The following is an 18,693-nucleotide window of genomic DNA, read 5'->3' on the forward strand; positions in this document are numbered from 1 at the left end:
ACTACCGCAGCGGACAGTAGACCGCGAGGCTGATCCCGACGAACTGGTTCGCCTGCCCCGGGTCCAAGCCGAACTCGCTGGAGATCCGCGAAGCGATCAGATCGCGGGCGAGGCCGCTGGTGGACTGGTCACAGGCGAGGTTGCCGGCCGTGATCACCGCGGGTCCCGATATCGGCAACCCGAGCCCGTCGAGAGCGCCGAACAGAGCGTCGGTCGCGGGTGATGCCGATGCGGTTTGAGCGGTGAGCAATGCGCCGGCAGCGAAGGTCGCTGCGGTGAGTACGCGGATCGTGATCATTGTCGCCTCCTGGGGAGTTGCCGACAATCTCACCTCAAATTTGGCGCCAACGGCGCGAATCAGCCAACTTTTCGAATGAACTTCATCGGGCTCGCGTCAGCTACCCGACTCGGGCTGAATGTCGTCGGCTAACCGACTCCGCGCGCCAGCCAGCTGACCTCGGCGGCGTCGCCGCCATCGCGATAGGGCTCCAGCGCCTCATCCCAGGCCGTGCCGAGCACCGAATCGAGTTCGGCGGCCAGCATGTCCGCTCCGGATTGCATCAACGTCCGCAGTCGCATCTCGCCGACCATGACATCGCCGTTGGCGCTCATCGCGCCGCTCCACATGCCCAGTTGCGGGGTGTGGCACCAGCGGTGACCGTCGACGCCCGCGCTGGGATCCTCGGTGACTTCGAAGCGCAGCACCGACCACGACCGCAGTGCGTTCGCCAGTGCCGCTCCGGTGCCCACCGGGCCGATCCAATTGGTGACCGCGCGCAGTTGGCCGGGCATGGCGGGTTGCGGCGTCCACTTGAGGTTTGCTCTCGCCGAAAGAGTCGACGACAGCGCCCACTCGACATGAGGGGCTACCGCCGCGGGAGAAGCATGGATGTACACCACGCCAGTCGCCGCGTCGGCGAATTGGTTCGCTGCACGCATTTGCTGCTCCTTCGGCTCCACGAGGGACGTCTTCCCCAAGCGACCTGGCGGGACCGAATTATTTGCAAATGTATGTGTCGTGCGTGTCTATTGTGCCCTGTGAGGCAGCTGTTGCGCTAGTCTGCGCCGAATTCTCTCAGGATGGCATCAGATAGTTCCGGCCAGCGCGAATAGGCCCAGTCGCCGAAATCGCGGTCCGTGAGCGCCACGAGCGCCAGATCGGCCTGCGGATCCACCCACAAAAACGTCCCTGACTGGCCAAAATGCCCGTAGGTGGCATCCGAATTGACCAACCCCGTCCAGTGCGGCGACTTCCCGTTTCTGATCTCGAAGCCCAGTCCCCAGTCGTTGGGCCGCTGCGTCCCGAACCCGGGCAGCACCCCCGCCACACCGGGAAACTGCACGTGGGTGGCCTCGGCGTGCATCTGCTCGGATACCGTCGACGGTCGCAGCAGGTCGCCGGCGAAGGCGACGAGATCGGCGACCGTCGATGTGACGCCGTATCCGGCGGCCTCGGCCCCGCCCGCCAGCGTCGTGTCCGTCATGCCGAGCGGTTCGCACACCGCCTCGGTCAGGTATCGCGCGAACTCGATGTCCGCTGCCCGCTCGATCGTCTCGGCGAGCACCCCGAAGCCGTAGTTCGAGTAGACCCGGCGTTTGCCGGGCTCGGCCATCAGGTCCGCCGAGTGCATCGAGTACCCCGACGTGTGCGCGAGCAGATGACGCACCGTAGAGCCTGGCGGACCCGCTTCGGTGTCGAGTTCGACCGCGCCCTCCTCCACTGCGATGTGCGCGGCCCGGGCCACCAACGGCTTGGTCACCGATGCCAGCTTGAAGCGGTGCCGGATGTCGCCGTGTTGAGCCAGAATCGCGGACGGTCCGACTACCGCCGCAGCGACGGTCGGGACCGGCCACTCGTCGATCGCATCAAGCGCTGCCACACACAGCAGCCTATTGGGCGCTCCACGCCGCGCAGATCGCCGCCACATGGCGCGCGTCGGTGCCGCAGCACCCGCCGAGCACCGTCACCGCGGGCAACCGGTTCCGCAGGGCGGCATGCCGGGCACCGAGGTCGTCAGGATCGCCCTCGTCGAGCTCGGTGGACTCGTCGAGTTCGGCGTGACTCTTCGACGACGCGTTCGCGCGCAGCCCACCGATCCGCGACCGCCACCCTCCGTCATGACCGAGCGCATCCGCGAAATGCGTCGGATGCGCGCAGTTGACCATGAAGTACGCTGCGCCGCCACTGGTTTCGGCGTCGACCTGTTCGATCGCCTCGTGCAGAGGCTGCCCTGTCGGCAGCCTGCCGTCGGTCTCGACGGTGAACGACACCACCGCGGGAATGCCCGCAGCGGTGGCGGCCCGCACGACACCGATGCCCTCCTCGGCGTTGGTCATAGTGACCGCGGTGACCTGGTCGGCCGTCGTATCTGCGAACGTACCGATCTGAACCGCGTGATAGCGCTCGGCGTCCTCGGCCGACATTGCGTCGCGCGGGTCGTAGCCGTCGCCGCGCGGACCCACACAGCCGCTCACCACCGCGGTGAGGCCCGCGGCCGACGCAGATGCGCGGACCTCCTCGGCGAGTTCCACCGCCGCCCTGTTGACGGCGTCGAGCCGCTCGGGCGAGTACCCGAGTTGCGCGGCCCAGTCGGGATTCGCTCGCCACGTTGGTGTTTCGACGACGAAGCCGGCGCCATGCCTGCGCGCGATGGCCAGATATCCGTCGTAGTACCGGCGCAACCGGTCCCGGGTGTCCGGACTGTCGAGCAGCGGAAACGCCGCAAAGGCCGGCAGATCCCTACCGTCGTGGAAGACCAGTTCGGTTTCGAGTCCACCGTCGGTCACGAACAAGCCGCCGCCCAGCTGAGGAAGACTCGCGCGCCGGCTCATGATTTGCGCGCGATGTAGTAGTAGTTGAAGGCGTCGGATTCGATCTCGCGGACCGTGACGTCCGCGAAGCCGGCGTCGGCGAGCATCGACGTCGCCAGCTGACGGCCCCAACAGGTGCCCAGCCCGTCACCGTCCAGACCCAGCGACACACTCATGCAGTGCATCGTAGAGACGGTGTACATGTAGGTCGTGAACGGCACGCCGACGTTGTCTTCGAGCTGAGTCGACGCCTTGATGTCGACCATCAACAACAAGCCGCCCGGACGCAGGGCACGGTAGATGTTGTCGAGTACCTGCGCGGGGTGAGCCTGATCGTGAATCGCGTCGAAAACCGTGACGACGTCGTAGGTTTCGCTCATATCGAGCGCGGCCACATCCTTGGCGAGAAACGATGCATTCGTCAGACCCAGCCGCTGCGCTTCGGCCCGGCCGGCGGACAGGCCCTCGTCGGAGAAGTCGATACCGGTGAACCGGCTCGCCGGGAACGCCTTCGCCATCACATTGATGGCATGTCCACTGCCGGTACCGATGTCGGCTACGTCTGCACCTGCGCGTAGCAGTTCGGGGAGGCCGTCGGCCATCGGCAGGATGCCGTCGACCAGTGCGGCGTCGAACACCTCACCGCTCATCTCGGCCATCAGCGTGTGAAAGCGCGGATATGCGGTGTACGGCAATCCGCCGCCACGCTCGAAGCAGCCGAGAATCTGCTGTTCCACCTCGCCCAGCAGCGCGACGAACTGGGCGACACGGGCCAAATTGTCAGGACCCGCCGCCCGTGTCAGGACCGCCGCGCGATGCCGCGGAAGCACATACGTCTGCGCGGCCGGGTCGAATTCGACCACGCGACCAGACACCATGCCGCCGAGCCATTCCCGTACGTAGCGTTCATTGAGCCCGGCGGCGTCGGCGATCTGCGCGCTGGTCGCCGGCGGAAGTTCGGCGAGCGTATCGAACAGTTTGGTCTGGTGCCCAATGGACAACAGGATGGCCAGGCTGGCGCTGTCGATCGAACCCGCGACGCGCTCGGCGAATTCCTCAGTGGTGTCAGTGATCGGTGGTTCATCGATGGTGGTCATCTGGCTCCTCGATTTGCGCGGTCAGCAGCAGGTCGCCCTAATGCCGCCGCCGGTGTCCATGTCAATGTCGTACAACGTTTCGCCGGCACGGGAGGTTCAATTGCCCCTTCGGGCGCGAATTAATTGAGGGCGTTATGTTATCCCCATGACACAGACGGTGCGGGGTGTGATTTCGCGGAAGAAGGGTGAGCCGGTTGAGGTGGTGGAGGTGGTCATTCCTGATCCGGGTCTCGGCGAGGTCGTCGTCGACATCATCGCGTGCGGGGTGTGTCATACCGATCTGACGTATCGCGAGGGCGGGATCAACGACGAGTTCCCGTTCCTGCTCGGCCATGAAGCCGCGGGCACGGTGGAATCGGTCGGCGCCGGAGTCACCAATGTGGAGCCCGGCGACTTCGTGATCCTGAACTGGCGTGCGGTGTGTGGACAGTGCCGGGCCTGCAAACGCGGCCGCCCGCACCTGTGCTTCGACACGTTCAATGCCGAGCAGCCCATGACCCTGACCGATGGCACCCCGCTGACCCCGGCGTTGGGCATCGGCGCGTTCGCCGACAAGACACTGGTCCACGAAGGGCAGTGCACGAAGGTCGACCCGGCCGCCGATCCCGCAGTCGCCGGCCTGCTCGGCTGCGGCGTGATGGCCGGCATCGGCGCGGCGATCAACACCGGGGCGGTCAACCGTGACGACACCGTCGCGGTCATCGGGTGCGGCGGGGTCGGTGATGCCGCCATCGCCGGTGCCGCCCTGGTGGGTGCGCGCAGGATCATCGCCGTGGACACCGACAACACGAAGCTGGACTGGGCGCGCGGGTTCGGCGCCACCCACACCATCAACGCCACAGAGCTCGACGCGGTGGAAACCATCCAGGACCTCACTGACGGATTCGGCGCAGATGTGGTGATCGACGCCGTCGGGCGTCCCGAAACCTGGAAGCAGGCGTTCTACGCGCGCGATCTGGCCGGAACCGTTGTGCTGGTCGGTGTTCCGACTCCGGATATGACGTTGGAGATGCCGCTGATCGACTTCTTCTCCCGCGGCGGTGCCCTGAAGTCCAGTTGGTATGGCGATTGTCTGCCCGAGCGCGACTTCCCCACGCTGATCAGCCTGTATTTGCAGGGCCGGTTGCCGTTGGAGAAGTTCGTCTCCGAACGCATCGGCCTGGACGACATCGAGGATGCCTTCCACAAGATGCACGCCGGGCAGGTCCTGCGCTCGGTGGTGATCCTGTGAGCGACAACATCACCCGGGTCGTGACCCACGGCACCTTCGAACTCGACGGCGGCTCCTGGGAAGTCGACAACAACATCTGGCTCGTGGGCGACGACAACGATGTCATCGTCTTCGACGCCGCCCACGACGCCGGACCGATCGTCATGGCCGTCGGCGGCCGCAACGTCGTCGCGGTCGTGTGCACCCACGGCCACAACGACCACATCACCGTTGCGCCCGAGCTCTCCGAAGCGCTCGACGCACCGGTGCTGCTGCATCCAGCTGACGATGTGCTATGGCGAATGACGCATCCCGACAAGGACTTCCGCACCGTCAGTGACGGTGAGACGCTCACTGTCGGCGGCATCGAGCTGCATGCCCTGCACACTCCCGGACATTCACCGGGTTCGGTGTGCTGGCATGCGCCGGCGTTGAATGCGGTCTTCAGTGGCGACACCCTGTTCCAGGGCGGTCCGGGTGCCACCGGCCGGTCATATTCGGACTTTCCCACGATCTTGTCCTCGATCTCCGGCCGGCTCGGCAAGCTACCCGACGACACCGTCGTCTACACCGGGCACGGCGACACCACCACCATCGGCGACGAACTCGTCAACTACGACGACTGGGTCAAACGCGGCAGCTGACAGCTAGTCCCCGTCGAGAATGCGGCGCTTCTCGGCCGCGTACTCGTCCTCGGTCAGTGCCCCGGAGTCCCTCAGCGCGGCCAACTGTCGGATCTGTTCCAGCCGCACACCCTGATCGGTCGGTGTGAAGCTCGCCGCCGACGCGGGCCCGGCACTCCAGGTCGGCGTGTCGGTCGACACCTCGTCCGGTTGCAGCGGTCTCGCCTTCTTGGCTCTACGGGCCGACCAGATCAGCGACGCGAAGAGCTCGGCGAGGCTGAGCACGAAGAGTCCGCCGAACAGCCACAGCAGCCAGCTGTGTGAACCGTCACGACCGAACGCCAAATGCGGGGTGATGTACCCGTCGACGGACCCCTTGGCCTCAACCTCGTAGGTGCCGGCTTTCGGAATTTGAACGGTCCAGACACGTACGCGCACATCGCTGTTGACCGTTGTCGTGCCACCGATGTCTTCGGTGACGGTCGGATCCGGGAGCCCCGCGGTGGGCGTGATACCGAATTCGAGGGCCGGAATCGGGAATCCGCTCGTCGGCCTGCCCGTGACGACCGTATGGAAACTCACGGTCATTTCGCCCGCGGGAAGCTCCAAAGTGGTGGACCCCGGGATCGCGACTTCGCCGTAGGCGTCGTACTCGTCGAGCACGAAGGTGTTCAGCACGAGCGACGCGACGAAGCCCAAGACCGCCGCGATCATCGTGAGTATGGAAACCACGATCGCGATCCGCGGCGCCAGCCTCATGGCCGAAAGTGTGTCACGACTTCGTCCGTATGTCTTTTATGCCTCGGTCTGTGCCGCCGCGCCAATCAGCCATGTCCGCAGGCCCAATCGCAGTCCTTCGCTGAATCGCTGCCCAGGATCCGGAAGTCCAATATCTGCAATCGCGGCGCGAACAGGCTCGGTGGGCACCGAGAACGGATACGCGCCCGCTGTCAACATCAACGATCCTTCGGCGAAGAAAGCCACGAACTCCTCAGGCAGCCAGGGCAGATGGCGGTGCACCAGTTCCGCCAACGCACCGATCCGCCCCATCGCCCTGGCCTTGAAGTCGCGGGCGAAACCATGCGAGATGTTGCGTTCCAGCACCGAGGCCATCGATCCGAGCAGCTCGCCAAGAAGAGGACGCGCCATCACCGAGTCCGCGATCACGGTCGCAACCCGTATCTCGTTGGCGTAGGCCCGTTTTCTGGCACGCGGCCGACCAAGACCGTCTTCGATGTCGCTGAGCCACCTCGCGAACTCCTCGTCGAGTACTTCGAGGAAGATCGCTTCGCGGCTGTCGAAGTACCGCAACACATTCGACTTGGCGAGCCCGACCCGATCCGAGAGTTCACGCAAACTGATGTCACCGACGCTCTTCTCGGCGAGCATTTCTCGCGCGACATTCATGATCGCCAGCCGCCGGGCCGCCATCTGCTCGGGCCGTCGTGCGCGCTGAAAGGACGTCACAAGACGTTCACATTATCAGACCAACGGGCTCTTGTTATCAGACCGGCGGTCCGTTACTGTTCGGATATCCATCCGACTCAGAGGAGATACCCATGGTCCGTGAAGGTGCAGTGACGGTCCCCGATCAGTCCGGAAAGCTCGCGGTTGTCACCGGCGCCAACTCGGGCCTGGGTCTCGGTATCGCGACCCGGTTGTCCGCCGCGGGCGCCGACGTCATCATGGCCATCCGCAATCGCGCGAAGGGTGAGTCCGCGATCGAGCAGATTCGGGCGACGGTTCCGGACGCCAAGCTCACGATCAAAGCACTCGACCTGTCGTCGCTGGCCAGCGTGAAGGCCCTCGGCGACGAACTCAACGCCGAGGGACGTCCGATCGACCTCCTGATCAACAACGCCGGCATCATGCAGCCGCCGCAGCGGGAGACCACCGCCGACGGATTCGAATTGCAGTTCGGCTGTAATCATCTGGGACACTTCGCGCTGACCGGACATCTGCTGCCGCTGCTGCGCGCCGCCGACAGTCCGCGGGTGACGTCGTTGAGTAGTTCCGCAGCACGCTTGGGCGGCATTCACTTCGACGATCTGCAGTGGGAGAACCGCTACAACGCCACCGCGGCCTACGCGCAGTCGAAGTCGGCGAACCTGATGTTCGCGATCGAGTTGGACCGCAGAAGCCGGAAGGCAGGCTGGGGCATCCTGTCGACGGCGGCGCATCCGGGTTTGTGCAAGACGAACCTGCAGCTGAGCGGCCCCTCGCACGGCCAGGCCAATCCGACCCTGCTCGAGCGCTTCTACCGCGTCAGCCGCTCGGCGGCGCCGTTCATGTGGCAGGAGATCGACGAGGGCATTCTGCCCGCGTTGTACGGCGCGACCGCCCCCGAAGCGAAAGGCGGCGCGTTCTACGGACCGCGGGGAATCCTCGAGCTCGCCGGCGGCGGCGTCACCGGCGCCAAGATCCTTCCGCGAGCAAGCAACGAGGCCGACGGACGCCGGCTTTGGGAGATCTCGGAGCGGCTTACTTCGGTAACCTATCCCGTATAAGGGCGCTACCGTCGTGGGTGAGGAGTAGTTGCCCCACATGTCCGGGAGGTCGCGATGCCTGAGTCCAGCATCGTCGTGCGACCTGAGCCGATGGACAGCGGTTCGTATACGGCCAGTTCCCGCCTGCAGGCCGCCGGGCTCCCGGCGGCCATAGCGATTTTCGAAAAGGCGGCCGAGGCTGTGCCGCTCCCCAAGCAGCCGCAGCCGATCGTGATCGCCGACTACGGAGCTTCCAACGGTCACAACTCCCTGTTGCCGATGGGTGCGGCAATCGCCATGCTGCGCAAGCGAACCCGGCACGACCATTCAATCCTTGTCGTGCACACCGACTTGCCCGATAACGACTTCACCGCCATGTTCAAGACACTCGCCGAGGACCCGGACAGTTACCTGGGAAAAGATAAGGCCACGTTCGCATCGGCTGTGGGCCGCTCGTTCTACGCGCAAATCGTGCCGTCCAACAGTGTCAACCTGGGCTGGAGTTCGTGGGCGATTCAGTGGCTCAGGCGCGCGCCCGCGCCGATCCCCGACCACATCCACGTCGCGTACAGCAGCGACGAACGAGTCAAGGCCGAGTACGCACGTCAGGCCGCACACGACTGGCATGAGTTCGTCGCATTTCGCGGCAGGGAGCTAGCGCCCGGAGGACGGATGGTGGTGATGACGCCCGGTGTCGACGAGTCGGGCGCATTCGGGTACAACCCGCTGATGGACAGCATGTACGACACTGTCACCGAACTCGCCGCGGCCGGGGTGATCACCGAGGACGAGAAGCACCGGATGGCCCTCCCGATCGCCGGGCGAAGCGCCACCGACTTCCGCGCGTGCTTCGCGCCGTCCGGGCGCTTCGAGAATCTCGAGATCGAGCAGCTCGATCTGTTCAACGCCGAGGACCGCTTCTTCAAGCAGTATCAAATCGACAAGGACGCCAAGGCTTTCGGTGCACAGTGGGCGGGCTTCTGCCGGGCAGCGGCTTTTCCCACCTTCGCCGGCGCGCTCGAAGGGGGCCACGCCGACCCGCGAAGAGGGACGTTCTTCGATCAGCTCGAGGAGGGCGTCGCCAGCCGGTTGGCCGCAGCGCCGGAACAGACGCAGATCCCGATGGCCAATGTGGTGCTGGTCAAGAGGCAATCGAAGTAGCGATCACCCTGCCATCCGCTCACGAAACGTGTTGCGGTAGTTCAGCGGTGCTACTCCGGTCAGCCGCCGGAATTGTTCGCGGAAGTTGGCCGCAGAGGTGAATCCGACCTCGCGGCCGATCCTTTCGACACCGTAGGCAGTGCTTTCGAGCAGCTGCTGGGCATGCCGGACCCGCACTCCCGTCAGCCATTGCATTGGCGTCTGCCCCGTCTCCGCCTGGAAGCGCCGGTTCAGGGTGCGCACACTCACCGAGGCACGAGCCGCGATATCGTGCAACGTCACGTCGCGATGCGCTTCCTGTTCGATCCACGCCAGCACACCGTCGAGTTCGGTGCGCTCGGCAATGTGCTTGACAGCGGCCTGATTTCGGAGGATGAACTGTGCCTGCCCCCCGCTGCGATGCAGGGGCGCGACGGCGAGCCGAGCCGCGTCGGCCGCCACCGCCGCTCCGTAGTCACGGGCGATTATGTGCAGGCACAGGTCCAAACCGGCCGACGCACCCGCCGATGTCAGGATCTGTCCCTCGTCGACATAGAGGACGTCAGGATCAAGATCGACGTCAGGAAAGCCCTCGCGGAAGAAGTCGGCGGCGATCCAATGTGTCGTCGCGCGCTTCCCGTCCAGCAGTCCGGTGGCGGCCAGGGTGAAGGCACCTGAGCAAATCGACGCGATTCGCACGCCCCGGGCATGCGCGGCCTTCAGCGCCGCGAGCACGTCATCCGGGGTGTCGGCAGTGGCGTCGTTGCGCCCGGGAATGACGATGGTGTCGGCGGCGGCCAGCGCTTCGAGACCGTGGTCGGTGACGATACGAAACGGCCCTGCGGTGACCTCGGGTTGCGACCCGCACGCCAGGACGTGGTATCCCGGTGCGCCAGAGGGCAACTGGACGCGGCCAAACGCCTCCACCGGCGTCGCCAGGTCGAATGCGATGGTGTCGGGCAGTGCCAAGACAGCGACGACGTGCATACAGGCACCATAGCGTGTGGTGGCAATATTTTGGCGATATGTGGCGATCTGGCCACTATCGTGCTGGCCGTGGTACCCCGACGATCAGGGTGTGTACGCACAAATCGTGTTGTTCGACGGATTCGATCCGCTCGATGCCACTGCACCCTTCGAGGTGCTCGCCGCCGGGAGTGACGTCGCGGGTGGTGATCTCCAGGTCGAACTAGTGTCGGCCGAGGGCCCCAGAGACGTGATCAGCGGGACCCTCGGCATGGTCCTGCATGCCACCGCCCAACTCGACCCGTCCAAACCTGGCTTCATCGTGGTGCCCGGTGCGTCGGGACCGATCGACGGCGATCCCGACGAGGTTGACACCATCCCCGTCCTGCTCGCGCGCTTCGCCGAATCCGCGGCCATCCCGCTGCTGCGCAAGGCGATGGAGAATCCCGACGTCACCGTTGCCACCGTCTGCGGCGGTTCCCTCGCGCTGGCGATGGGTGGCCTGCTGGAGGGCCGCAACGCGGTCACCCACCACCTCGGCGTGGGCCTGCTCGAGGCCACGGGCGTGACGGTCGTGAACGCACGTGTCGTCGACGACGGCGACCTCGTGACGTCTGGCGCGGTCACCTCCGGTCTGGACCTGGCCCTGCACCTGCTCGACCGCACCTACGGCGCGAAGGTCGCTCTCGCGGTCGAAGAACTTTTCGCCTACGAACGACGAGGCACGGTGTGGACGCAATGAGCATCACAGGAGACTGGGACGTCACGATCAAGACGCCGATCGGATCGATGGCCGTCGTCTACACGTTCACTGACGCTGATGGCATCCTCACGGGTACGGCGACCGGAAGGGACGAGACGGTTCCGCTACAGGGCATCGTGGTTGACGGACAACGGATTACGTGGCGTCAGTCAGTACGAAAACCGATGCGGCTGAACCTCGACTTCGACGTCACCGTCGACGGCGACCGACTCGCCGGCCATTCCCGCGCGGGTCGGCTGCCGGGTTCGGCGGTGACGGGTGTGCGCCGCCGTCAGGGCGCCATCTCGTAGGCGCCGTCGTAGGCCTTCACCCGCTCCCAGATCCGGTGGAACCGTTCCGCGTCGGGCACGGGCTTGCGGATCGCACCCAGCGCCCAGTCCTGCTGCGCTGTCGTTGCGGTCGGCTTACCGTGCAGCGCAACGGCATACGTATTGAAGTCGCGGATCTGGAAGTCGAAGATCTGGTCCAGCATGTCGGCGTCGAGTCCGGTCAGCGCCGCCTGCTCGAGGATCAGCTGCCCGTACACGATCAACGAGAACAAGTGTCCGACGTTGAGCAGGAAGTCCAGGTCCTGCTGCTGGTCGGCGTCGGGCGCAGCGGTGAGGAGGAAATCCCGAAACGCCTTGGCCTGCTCGTAGAACACCGCGACGTTCGGAATGCCGGCATGCTCCTCGTACACCGGTGTCCAGTCCGCGAACTGCACCTTGCCCGCACCTCGCGTCGGCCCCTGGTTCCAGAAGAACGTGTCGTCCGCGGCATCGTTGCGCATCGGAATTGCCGGATATTCCTTGGGATTCAACATGTAGTTCGGCATGAACTTGAGCACCAGGCCGACGTTCACATGCACCGTGCCCTCCAGCCGCGGCAGGGTGCCGATGAATTGCGCGACTTCGCGGAACATCGTGTTCTTCTCATAACCCTTGGCGGCGATCACATCGTGCAGTGCCCGCAGCACGGTTTCGCCCTCCATCGTGACCTTGGCCTTGGTCATGGGGTTGAACAGAAGATAGCGCCGGTCGTCGAGGCTCGCAGCGCGGAAGTAGTCAACGGAGCGCTGGCTGAACAGCTTCATCGCGATCAGACGAGAGTACGCGTCGACGAAGTTGGTTCGTACATGGGTGAATTCGGTGACGGGGTTGCCATAGAGGATGCGGTTCTGCGCGTGGGTGATTGCTTCGTAGAACGCGTGCTCTGACATGCCGATGGAGCAGGAGCACAGGTTGAATTTGCCGACGTTTACTGTATTCAGCGCCGCGGCAAAGGCTTCCACGCCGGTGTGCAGAATGTCCTCTTCCCGCACCGGATAGTTCTCCAGCCGGAAGGTGCTGACGTAGATCTGCATGTGTACGACGTTGTCGATCAGGTGGTAGTCGTCGTGCCTGCTGTCGGCGACGAACCACACATAAGAGTCCTGGCCCTCCACATCCCCGCGCCGGCCGAACACTGACACCATGCTCGCGACGTTGCCGTTGCCGATGTAGTACTTCTCCCCCGTCGCCCGGTACAGGATCCCGTTGGCGCGGTCCTCCTCGCTCGCCGGCGTCAGCACCATGTCGGTGTTGTAGACGTCGGCGCCACGTGAACGTTCGGACAACCCGAAGGCCATCACTTCGCCGCCCTCGAGGTCGTCGGCGGCCCGCAGCTTGGCATCCTTGTTTTCGCTCTGCCAAATGGGTCCCAGCCCGAGGATGGTGACCTGCTCCGTGTACCAGTACGTCAGGCCGTAAAACCCGAGGATTTCCGAGAGGGCGGCGTTGCGCGCCGCGTCCCAGCGCTTGTCCGGGTTGCCTGCGGCGAACTCCGACGGCGTCAGGAACGTCGCGAACAGCTTCTCGCGCTTGACGAAGTCGACGAAGTCGCCCGGCCATTGCGCGGCCAGATCGTCGTCGAGGATGCGCTTCTTGCCCTGACCCTCGAACCAGTCGATGGTCGCACGCAACAGCCTGCGCGTTTCGGCATCGAACTGCGGCGGATCGTAGGTGTTGGGGTCGAAAAGCAGGCCGTCGGTCGTCATGGCGGCCAGCCTAGAACTGCCGGCGAACCTACGGTGCCGGTTGCGGCGGCTGGATCGGGTTCGGCACGAACGGCAGACCGGGAATTGTCTCGTACGGCAGCGTTGGGATGGTCGGTGGCGGCGGCGGCGTGCTCGGCGGCGGCTGCGTCGTCGTCGGCGGCGGCGGTGGCGCTTCAGTGGTCGGCGACGGCGCTTCGGTGGTCGGCGGCGGGGGTGGCGGTTCGGTCGGGGACGCGGTCACCGTCTCGGTCACCGGCGGCGGCGGCGCCTGTTGCATGACGGTTTCCTGCGGCGGGGCCTCCGTTTCCGCCGGTGGTGGCGGCGCCTCCGCGCTCGTCGTCGAGGGCTGTGCGGGAGCCGTGGTCGACGCCGTCTCCGGCGGGGTGTCGCCGCTGCGCATCACGAAGATGACGGCCGCGGCCAGGGCGGCCAGCACCGCGAGCACGCCCGCCCCCATCGCGATCTCCGGCCGGCGGTACCAGGGCAGCGCTTTCGCGGAGCGCTCGTCGTCATGCGGGTCCGACTGGAACTGGATCTGCGGCCGGACGTCGGCGGCATCGGCCGGCGAGTCAGCGGGCGAGTCGTAGTCGTAGTGATCGGTGGGCGCAACTTCCGGAAGGTCGTTGGCGTCCGACCATGCCAGCGCTCCGCCCGACGGTGCCATCTCGTCGGCAAGCGGGACCACTTCGGGAGCCATCTCGGTGGCGGGCGCCGCCGCTGCGGCGGCAGCGGCCATGGCTGTCTGACCATCCTCGACGGTTCCGCGTACGGCGGTCAGCCCACCGCCGATCGCCGCCGTCAGGTCGGGCTGACCGTTGGTGATGACCGGCACCCGGAAGCGGTCGGACAACGTCGTGGTGATGATCGGGATACGTGCTCCGCCACCGACGGAAGCTACCGCGGCCAGCTCGCGAACACCGTTGCGCTCCAACGTTTCCTGTAGCACGCCCGCGAAGTCGGCGACCGGTTGCCGGATCGCGTCATCGAGTTCGGTGCGAGTCACTCGCACCTCGCCGCGGTGTCCCGGGACGTCGGCCATCAACGAGGTGACACTCGCGGTGGACAGTCGCTCCTTGGCGTTGCGGCACTCCGCCCGTAGGCGGGTGAGCGAGCCGATCGCCGACGTGCCGGACAGGTCGATGCTTCCGGCGGTGGACAGATCGTTGATCACGTGGGTGAGCAAGGCCTGGTCGACGAGATCGCCGGAGAGATCGGTGTGGCGAACGGTCGGGGCCAGCGGCGCATAGCCGGCGTCGGCATCGAGCAGGGTGATGCTTGTACCCGTGCCGCCGAAGTCGCACAGCGCGATGATGCCCCGCGTCGGTACGCCCGGGTCGGCCTGCAGGGCGGTGACGGCGGCGGTGGCGTCGGACACGAGCGGCGCGGAGCTGAACTCCGGCACACCGGCCAGCGCGCTGCGTAGGCCCTCGACGGCCGCCGGACGCCAGTGCGCGGGGTACGTGACCCCGACCGGGTCGGCCGGTGGCCTGCCGCCCGTCATCGTGAACAGCAGCGCACGCAGCGCGTCGGCGAGCACGCCGTCGGCGAGGTGGGTGGACCCGTCCGCCGCGACGATGCCGACCGGGTCACCGACCCGGTCGACGAAGTCGGTGAGGATCAGTCCGCGCTCGTTGAGATTGGGATTCTCGCTGGGCACCCCTACCTCGGGCGGTCGGTGGGGAAAGCGCGTCAGCACCGAGGAGCGCGACAGCGCCGCTCGGCCTACGACGACCGCGGTCAGGCGGGTGGCCCCTACCGACAGCCCTAGCCCGTCAGACATGTCTCCCCGTCTCGATCTTCATTGTTGTCCGGAGATGTCAATCTGATCGGACGGCGAAAACGTTACTCAGCGGATGGTCCCGACCCCGGGAATCAGTGGTAGATCGAGCGCGGTGACCCAGCCCGGGGACAGGTCGTTGACGGCGGGCACAGCGTTGAGCGCGCGCAGACCGGTGGCAAGGCAGCCGGCGGCCGCCGCATCGCGCCCCGAACCGTCGGTGAACCTGAACGCGGTCTCCTGGAAGATGCTCGGCGTGCCCTCGATGTCGACGCGGTACACGTCGTTCTGGTTGCCGGTCGGCCAGTCGGGTGCGGCGTCGTCGCCGATCCGGTTGACGTGTTCGAGCTGGATGCGGGTTTCGCCTTTGTAGAGGCCGTTGATCGTGAACCGCACGGCGGCGACGTGGCCCGCCGGGATGACGCCCTTGGCGGACTTGCGCTCGTTGGGGGTGACCCACTTGTCGTAGGTCGTGGTGATCTCGTCGAGCATGATCCCCGCCGCGTGCGCGATCATCGGAACCGTTCCGCCCCAGGCAAAGACCAGAATGTCCGGAGTCTCGAGCATGGCCTTCTTCTCCGGCGGCCTGCCGATGCCCATCTCACGCTCGTAGTCGCCGGTGTAGTTGGTGTAGTCGAGAAGTTCGGACGCGCGGACGGTGCGGACCTCCGAGCACAGCCCCATCAGCGTCATGGGGAACAGGTCGTTGGCGAAGCCGGGGTCGATACCGGTGGTGAAGCAGGACGCCTCGCCAAGCTCACAGGCCTCGGTGATGGGTTCGATCCAGTTCGGCGGGTTGAGGTGCATGGTCGGCCAGACCCAGGGCGTCATGGAGGTCGAGCAGACGTCGATGCCCGCACGCAGGAACCGGGTGATGAGGTTGATGTTTTCCTCGGCGTGCGCGGCGGTGGGTCCGTAGTGCACCAGGGCATCGGGTTTGAGCGCGATCAGCGCGTCGATGTCGTCGGTGGCCGTGATTCCCAGGGTCGCGTCGAGACCGCAGATCTCCCCGACGTCGCGGCCGACTTTGTCGGGGTTGCTCACGCCGACGCCCACCAGGTCGAACAGCGGGTGTTTGACGACCTCGGGGATCACCATCTGGCCGACGAAGCCAGTGCCGAAGATGACGATCCGCTTCTTCTCAGAGTCAACAGTCACGCGGTAACCATTACCTTTCGCTCGGCCCCCATCTCGGGCACCACATTAGGCCGGGGTTGATCGACAACGGGAATGTTTCTCGCGGCTGCGGCATTATCACCGCCATGACATCAGCAAGCGGTAAGCCACTCGCAGGACGACGGGCACTGGTCACCGGAGCCTCCCGCGGCATCGGTGCGGAGATCGTGCGACGGCTGGCCGCCGACGGAGCCGCCGTCGCATTCACTTACGGCGCCTCTCAAGCCGAGGCCGAGAAGCTGGCCGGTGAAGTCGCCGCCGACGGCGCGACGGTCGTCGCGATCCAGGCCGACGCCGCCGACCCCGAACAAGTCACCCGCTCAGTCGAGGAAACCGTCGCGAAGCTCGGCGGCCTCGACATCCTCGTCAACAACGCCGGCATCGCGATCTTGGGCGACGCCGCGACCTTCCCGGCAGACCAGTTCGAGAAGATCGTCGCCATCAACATCCGCGGCGTATTCGTCGCGATCCAAGCTGCGCTCGCGCACCTCCGCGAGGGCGGACGCATCATCAACATCGGCAGCATCAACGCCGACAAGGTGCCGGGACCCGGCCTGGCCGTATACGCGATGACGAAGGCCGCCGTCGCGGGATTGACCCGTGGCCTGGCGCGCGACCTCGGCCCGAGCGGCATCACCGTCAACAACATCCAGCCCGGCCCCGTCAACACCGACATGAACCCCGACCAAGGCGAATTCGCCGAAATGGCAAAGAAAGTCATGGCCGGCGGCCGCTACGGTCAGCCCAGTGACATCGCCGGCGTGGTCAGCTATCTGGCGGGGCCCGACACCGGATACATCACCGGTGCGCACTGGAACGTCGACGGCGGGTTCACCGTCTAGCCCTACAGATTGATCGGATCCGACGGGTCCGCCGTCCTCGTCGTATCTCGCAGCGCGGCCTTGAACTGCATCGCCCGATACGGCCAGCCCTGCGTGGTGTTCCACTGCGAGACCACCAGTCCCACACCGCCTTCGATGTCGAACCGCGAAGCGGGCAGCACGTAACCGCCGTACAGCTGCGCGACGTGATTCTTCATATGGTTCTCCCCGTGCCACTCGGAGCCGAGCACCGGCGTCTGCAGCGGCGTCGTATGCATATTGGCAACCGGCGATTCGACGACCCGGTAGCCCAGCGCGTACTCCGACGCGAGAAACCCGCCGAGGATCCACTTGCCCCGCGCCATCCGCCGGAACGTCAGCTCTCCCCACTTCTCGCGGGGCGGGGTGATCGGCGTGGCCACGTTGCCCCAACCCCAATGTCCGCGTGCGAAGCCCCAACTCGCATATCGCGAACGCTCCCCGATGTTCTCGGGCCGCACGCGCATCAGGATGATGCCCTTGTCGCGCTGAAAACCCGTCGCCACCACATAAACCCAGCCGTCGTCGGGGTCGAAGTCCCACGACCAGCACTGCGCATGACCGCCGTGCAGCGCGGCGGGAAACGTCGCCTCGCTCCCCATGTTCGCCCACGAGATCCCGCAGTCGTCGGAACGCCAGATCTCGGTCCAGACGACGGTGCCGAAGCCGCGGTTGACGATGACGTGCAGATAGATCGAGTCGTCGACGCGCAGCAGATCGGAAGGGATCACGGTGCTGATGCCGCTACGGCTCCAACCAGTGGACGCATCGTCATGCAGGTAGTGCCACAGCTGACGGGCGTAGTCAGGGTCAGCACCGCCCGCCCGTTCGTACACGATTTCGTGGTCGGCGTCGCCGGTTCCGATCAGCACGACGGGTGAGCGCCAGTCGCCCTCGCCGACCTTGTGACCGGAGAAGGTGTCACCGAATACGGACACCAGCTTTCCGTTGGGTGCCAGGACCGACGCCCCGAGATCGGTGCACGTGACGCCCCAGCGCTCGGTGAGCCCGGGACCGGTCAGGTCGACGACCTTCCCGTTGAGCAGTGGAACTGCCGCCCGCCGGCGGGCTCCGAGACCTTGGCCCGCCTGCCGTCCGATCGAGGAGTCGCCAGGCAACTCAGAAGCAGCGGCGCAGGCCACCCGGCTCACACTGCAGCGGGTACTGGGTGACGGGTATCCCCAGCGGCCGGTTGAACTTCATGGTGAGCGGCGCAACGACCATCGCGGGCTCAGTGCCGCACTCATCGCCGGTTATGACCTTCATCTCGCCGGTCAACGAATACCCGTCGAAGCGGAAGATCGTCTGCTGCGGGGCCTTGCTGCCATCGGGACAGGTCCGACCCGTGTTGTCGTTGTAGACCATCTGCCACATGCCGTCGACCATGCGCGCATCCCGGCCGGCCATATTGGACGGTCCCACCTTCAGCGTGCACGCGACCGGCAACAGCAGGGGCTCACGCAGGTCGCCGACGGTCGGCACGCAAATCGGCCAGATCTCCCATGTGGTCTGCGCCTGCCCGTCGATGTTGACGTCATAGACGCCTTCCGGCGTACCCGGCGCCCTGGCGGCCGGGCCCTGCGCATCCGCCGGTCCAGCGACTCCGAGTGCGGTGGCAATCCCGAGGAGGGCCACGACAAGCCCCTGGATGAACCTCACGATGTGCACCCCTTCGGCAACAGACGTTGAATCCCGTGCAGTATTCCAGTGCACAGGCTGGTCCGTCACCCCTTTGACCACGCCCGGCGTTTCAAGTCCCGCGCGCAGCGG

General features: G+C 65.8%; 20 protein-coding genes. 7 read left to right on the plus strand and 13 right to left on the minus strand.

All coding sequences use genetic code 11. The features are described 5' to 3' along the window. Position 1: 1 nt before the first annotated feature. From ACIA48_RS26140 to ACIA48_RS26160, 5 genes are all read right to left on the minus strand, one after another. Entirely contained in the window at positions 2–298 is a 297-nt protein-coding gene (locus tag ACIA48_RS26140) for a DUF732 domain-containing protein (RefSeq protein WP_396738576.1), read from the minus strand. A gap of 128 nt (positions 299–426) precedes the next feature. Beyond that, a complete protein-coding gene (locus ACIA48_RS26145) occupies positions 427–939 on the minus strand; it encodes a DUF3145 domain-containing protein (RefSeq protein WP_396738578.1) in 513 nt (170 codons plus the stop codon). Positions 940–1,055: 116 nt separating this feature from the next. Next, positions 1,056–1,880, minus strand: a complete 825-nt coding sequence (locus ACIA48_RS26150; protein WP_396738580.1) for a serine hydrolase domain-containing protein — start codon at positions 1,878–1,880, stop codon at positions 1,056–1,058. 10 nt (positions 1,881–1,890) lie between these two features. Then, positions 1,891–2,832: a homocysteine S-methyltransferase family protein gene (locus ACIA48_RS26155; RefSeq protein WP_396738582.1), complete on the minus strand. Its 942-nt coding sequence runs from the start codon at positions 2,830–2,832 to the stop codon at positions 1,891–1,893. Further along, positions 2,829–3,908: a class I SAM-dependent methyltransferase gene (locus tag ACIA48_RS26160; protein WP_396738584.1), complete on the minus strand. Its 1,080-nt coding sequence runs from the start codon at positions 3,906–3,908 to the stop codon at positions 2,829–2,831. Before ACIA48_RS26160 ends, ACIA48_RS26155 begins: the two co-directional genes overlap by 4 nt. Before the next feature lie 145 nt (positions 3,909–4,053). On the opposite strand from ACIA48_RS26160, the gene ACIA48_RS26165 reads away from it, so the two are divergent. Both ACIA48_RS26165 and ACIA48_RS26170 read left to right on the plus strand, forming a co-directional pair. Then, positions 4,054–5,139, plus strand: a complete 1,086-nt coding sequence (locus ACIA48_RS26165; RefSeq protein WP_396738586.1) for an S-(hydroxymethyl)mycothiol dehydrogenase — start codon at positions 4,054–4,056, stop codon at positions 5,137–5,139. Next, complete coding sequence (locus tag ACIA48_RS26170; protein WP_396738587.1) at positions 5,136–5,762, plus strand: MBL fold metallo-hydrolase; 627 nt, start codon at positions 5,136–5,138, stop codon at positions 5,760–5,762. Before ACIA48_RS26165 ends, ACIA48_RS26170 begins: the two co-directional genes overlap by 4 nt. Positions 5,763–5,765: 3 nt before the next feature. Here ACIA48_RS26170 and ACIA48_RS26175 read toward each other — a convergent pair whose 3' ends face one another. Both ACIA48_RS26175 and ACIA48_RS26180 read right to left on the minus strand, forming a co-directional pair. After that, entirely contained in the window at positions 5,766–6,500 is a 735-nt protein-coding gene (locus tag ACIA48_RS26175) for an SHOCT domain-containing protein (RefSeq protein ID WP_396738589.1), read from the minus strand. 36 nt (positions 6,501–6,536) lie between these two features. Then, positions 6,537–7,208, minus strand: coding sequence for a TetR/AcrR family transcriptional regulator (locus ACIA48_RS26180; protein ID WP_396738591.1), 672 nt, complete (start codon positions 7,206–7,208; stop codon positions 6,537–6,539). Between the two features lie 92 nt (positions 7,209–7,300). Here ACIA48_RS26180 and ACIA48_RS26185 point away from each other — a divergent pair, with 92 nt between their 5' ends. Then, entirely contained in the window at positions 7,301–8,248 is a 948-nt protein-coding gene (locus tag ACIA48_RS26185) for an SDR family oxidoreductase (RefSeq protein ID WP_396738593.1), read from the plus strand. Positions 8,249–8,302: 54 nt separating this feature from the next. After that, positions 8,303–9,388 carry an SAM-dependent methyltransferase gene (locus ACIA48_RS26190; RefSeq protein WP_396738594.1) on the plus strand — a complete coding sequence of 362 codons (1,086 nt, stop codon included), beginning with the start codon at positions 8,303–8,305 and terminating at the stop codon, positions 9,386–9,388. A gap of 3 nt (positions 9,389–9,391) precedes the next feature. On the opposite strand, the gene ACIA48_RS26195 is transcribed toward ACIA48_RS26190, so the two are convergent. After that, positions 9,392–10,354 carry a GlxA family transcriptional regulator gene (locus tag ACIA48_RS26195; protein WP_396738596.1) on the minus strand — a complete coding sequence of 321 codons (963 nt, stop codon included), beginning with the start codon at positions 10,352–10,354 and terminating at the stop codon, positions 9,392–9,394. A 91-nt stretch (positions 10,355–10,445) separates the two neighbouring features. On the opposite strand from ACIA48_RS26195, the gene ACIA48_RS26200 reads away from it, so the two are divergent. Then, entirely contained in the window at positions 10,446–11,075 is a 630-nt protein-coding gene (locus tag ACIA48_RS26200; protein WP_396738598.1) for a DJ-1/PfpI family protein, read from the plus strand. Next, entirely contained in the window at positions 11,072–11,386 is a 315-nt protein-coding gene (locus tag ACIA48_RS26205) for a hypothetical protein (RefSeq protein WP_396738600.1), read from the plus strand. The genes ACIA48_RS26200 and ACIA48_RS26205 overlap by 4 nt, the downstream gene beginning before the upstream one ends. Here the strand turns inward: ACIA48_RS26205 and ACIA48_RS26210 are convergent. The 3 genes from ACIA48_RS26210 to ACIA48_RS26220 all read right to left on the minus strand — a co-directional run bounded on the left by ACIA48_RS26210 (position 11,368) and on the right by ACIA48_RS26220 (position 15,985). Continuing rightward, complete coding sequence (locus ACIA48_RS26210; protein ID WP_396738602.1) at positions 11,368–13,110, minus strand: acyl-CoA dehydrogenase family protein; 1,743 nt, start codon at positions 13,108–13,110, stop codon at positions 11,368–11,370. The two genes, ACIA48_RS26205 and ACIA48_RS26210, sit on opposite strands and share 19 nt — an antisense overlap. Positions 13,111–13,138: 28 nt before the next feature. Next, positions 13,139–14,890, minus strand: a complete 1,752-nt coding sequence (locus ACIA48_RS26215) for an Hsp70 family protein (protein ID WP_396738604.1) — start codon at positions 14,888–14,890, stop codon at positions 13,139–13,141. Between the two features lie 66 nt (positions 14,891–14,956). Then, positions 14,957–15,985, minus strand: a complete 1,029-nt coding sequence (locus tag ACIA48_RS26220) for a dihydrodipicolinate reductase (protein ID WP_396739495.1) — start codon at positions 15,983–15,985, stop codon at positions 14,957–14,959. A gap of 164 nt (positions 15,986–16,149) precedes the next feature. Here ACIA48_RS26220 and ACIA48_RS26225 point away from each other — a divergent pair, with 164 nt between their 5' ends. Beyond that, positions 16,150–16,905 (plus strand): 3-oxoacyl-ACP reductase family protein, encoded by a 756-nt coding sequence (locus ACIA48_RS26225; RefSeq protein WP_396738605.1) that lies wholly within the window; start codon positions 16,150–16,152, stop codon positions 16,903–16,905. 2 nt (positions 16,906–16,907) lie between these two features. On the opposite strand, the gene ACIA48_RS26230 is transcribed toward ACIA48_RS26225, so the two are convergent. Next, the gene (locus ACIA48_RS26230) at positions 16,908–17,969 is read right to left on the minus strand and encodes a DUF4185 domain-containing protein (RefSeq protein ID WP_396739497.1); all 1,062 of its coding nucleotides are present in this window, start codon (positions 17,967–17,969) and stop codon (positions 16,908–16,910) included. Between the two features lie 73 nt (positions 17,970–18,042). After that, positions 18,043–18,582 (minus strand): hypothetical protein, encoded by a 540-nt coding sequence (locus ACIA48_RS26235; protein WP_396738606.1) that lies wholly within the window; start codon positions 18,580–18,582, stop codon positions 18,043–18,045. Positions 18,583–18,693: the final 111 nt, after the last annotated feature.

Origin of the sequence: Mycobacterium sp. NPDC051804, from assembly GCF_044452905.1 — a bacterium.
Taxonomy (GTDB): Bacteria; Actinomycetota; Actinomycetes; order Mycobacteriales; family Mycobacteriaceae; genus Mycobacterium.

Coding starts and splice junctions, on each gene's coding strand:
- ACIA48_RS26185 (WP_396738593.1), top strand. CDS start 7,301: ATGGTCCGTGAAGGTGCAGTGACGGTCCCCGATCAGTCCGGAAAGCTC.
- ACIA48_RS26165 (WP_396738586.1), top strand. CDS start 4,054: ATGACACAGACGGTGCGGGGTGTGATTTCGCGGAAGAAGGGTGAGCCG.
- ACIA48_RS26225 (WP_396738605.1), top strand. CDS start 16,150: ATGACATCAGCAAGCGGTAAGCCACTCGCAGGACGACGGGCACTGGTC.
- ACIA48_RS26190 (WP_396738594.1), top strand. CDS start 8,303: ATGCCTGAGTCCAGCATCGTCGTGCGACCTGAGCCGATGGACAGCGGT.
- ACIA48_RS26140 (WP_396738576.1), bottom strand. CDS start 298: ATGATCACGATCCGCGTACTCACCGCAGCGACCTTCGCTGCCGGCGCA.
- ACIA48_RS26215 (WP_396738604.1), bottom strand. CDS start 14,890: ATGTCTGACGGGCTAGGGCTGTCGGTAGGGGCCACCCGCCTGACCGCG.
- ACIA48_RS26175 (WP_396738589.1), bottom strand. CDS start 6,500: ATGAGGCTGGCGCCGCGGATCGCGATCGTGGTTTCCATACTCACGATG.
- ACIA48_RS26210 (WP_396738602.1), bottom strand. CDS start 13,110: ATGACGACCGACGGCCTGCTTTTCGACCCCAACACCTACGATCCGCCG.
- ACIA48_RS26160 (WP_396738584.1), bottom strand. CDS start 3,908: ATGACCACCATCGATGAACCACCGATCACTGACACCACTGAGGAATTC.
- ACIA48_RS26220 (WP_396739495.1), bottom strand. CDS start 15,985: ATGGTGATCCCCGAGGTCGTCAAACACCCGCTGTTCGACCTGGTGGGC.
- ACIA48_RS26205 (WP_396738600.1), top strand. CDS start 11,072: ATGAGCATCACAGGAGACTGGGACGTCACGATCAAGACGCCGATCGGA.
- ACIA48_RS26155 (WP_396738582.1), bottom strand. CDS start 2,832: ATGAGCCGGCGCGCGAGTCTTCCTCAGCTGGGCGGCGGCTTGTTCGTG.
- ACIA48_RS26145 (WP_396738578.1), bottom strand. CDS start 939: ATGCGTGCAGCGAACCAATTCGCCGACGCGGCGACTGGCGTGGTGTAC.
- ACIA48_RS26195 (WP_396738596.1), bottom strand. CDS start 10,354: ATGCACGTCGTCGCTGTCTTGGCACTGCCCGACACCATCGCATTCGAC.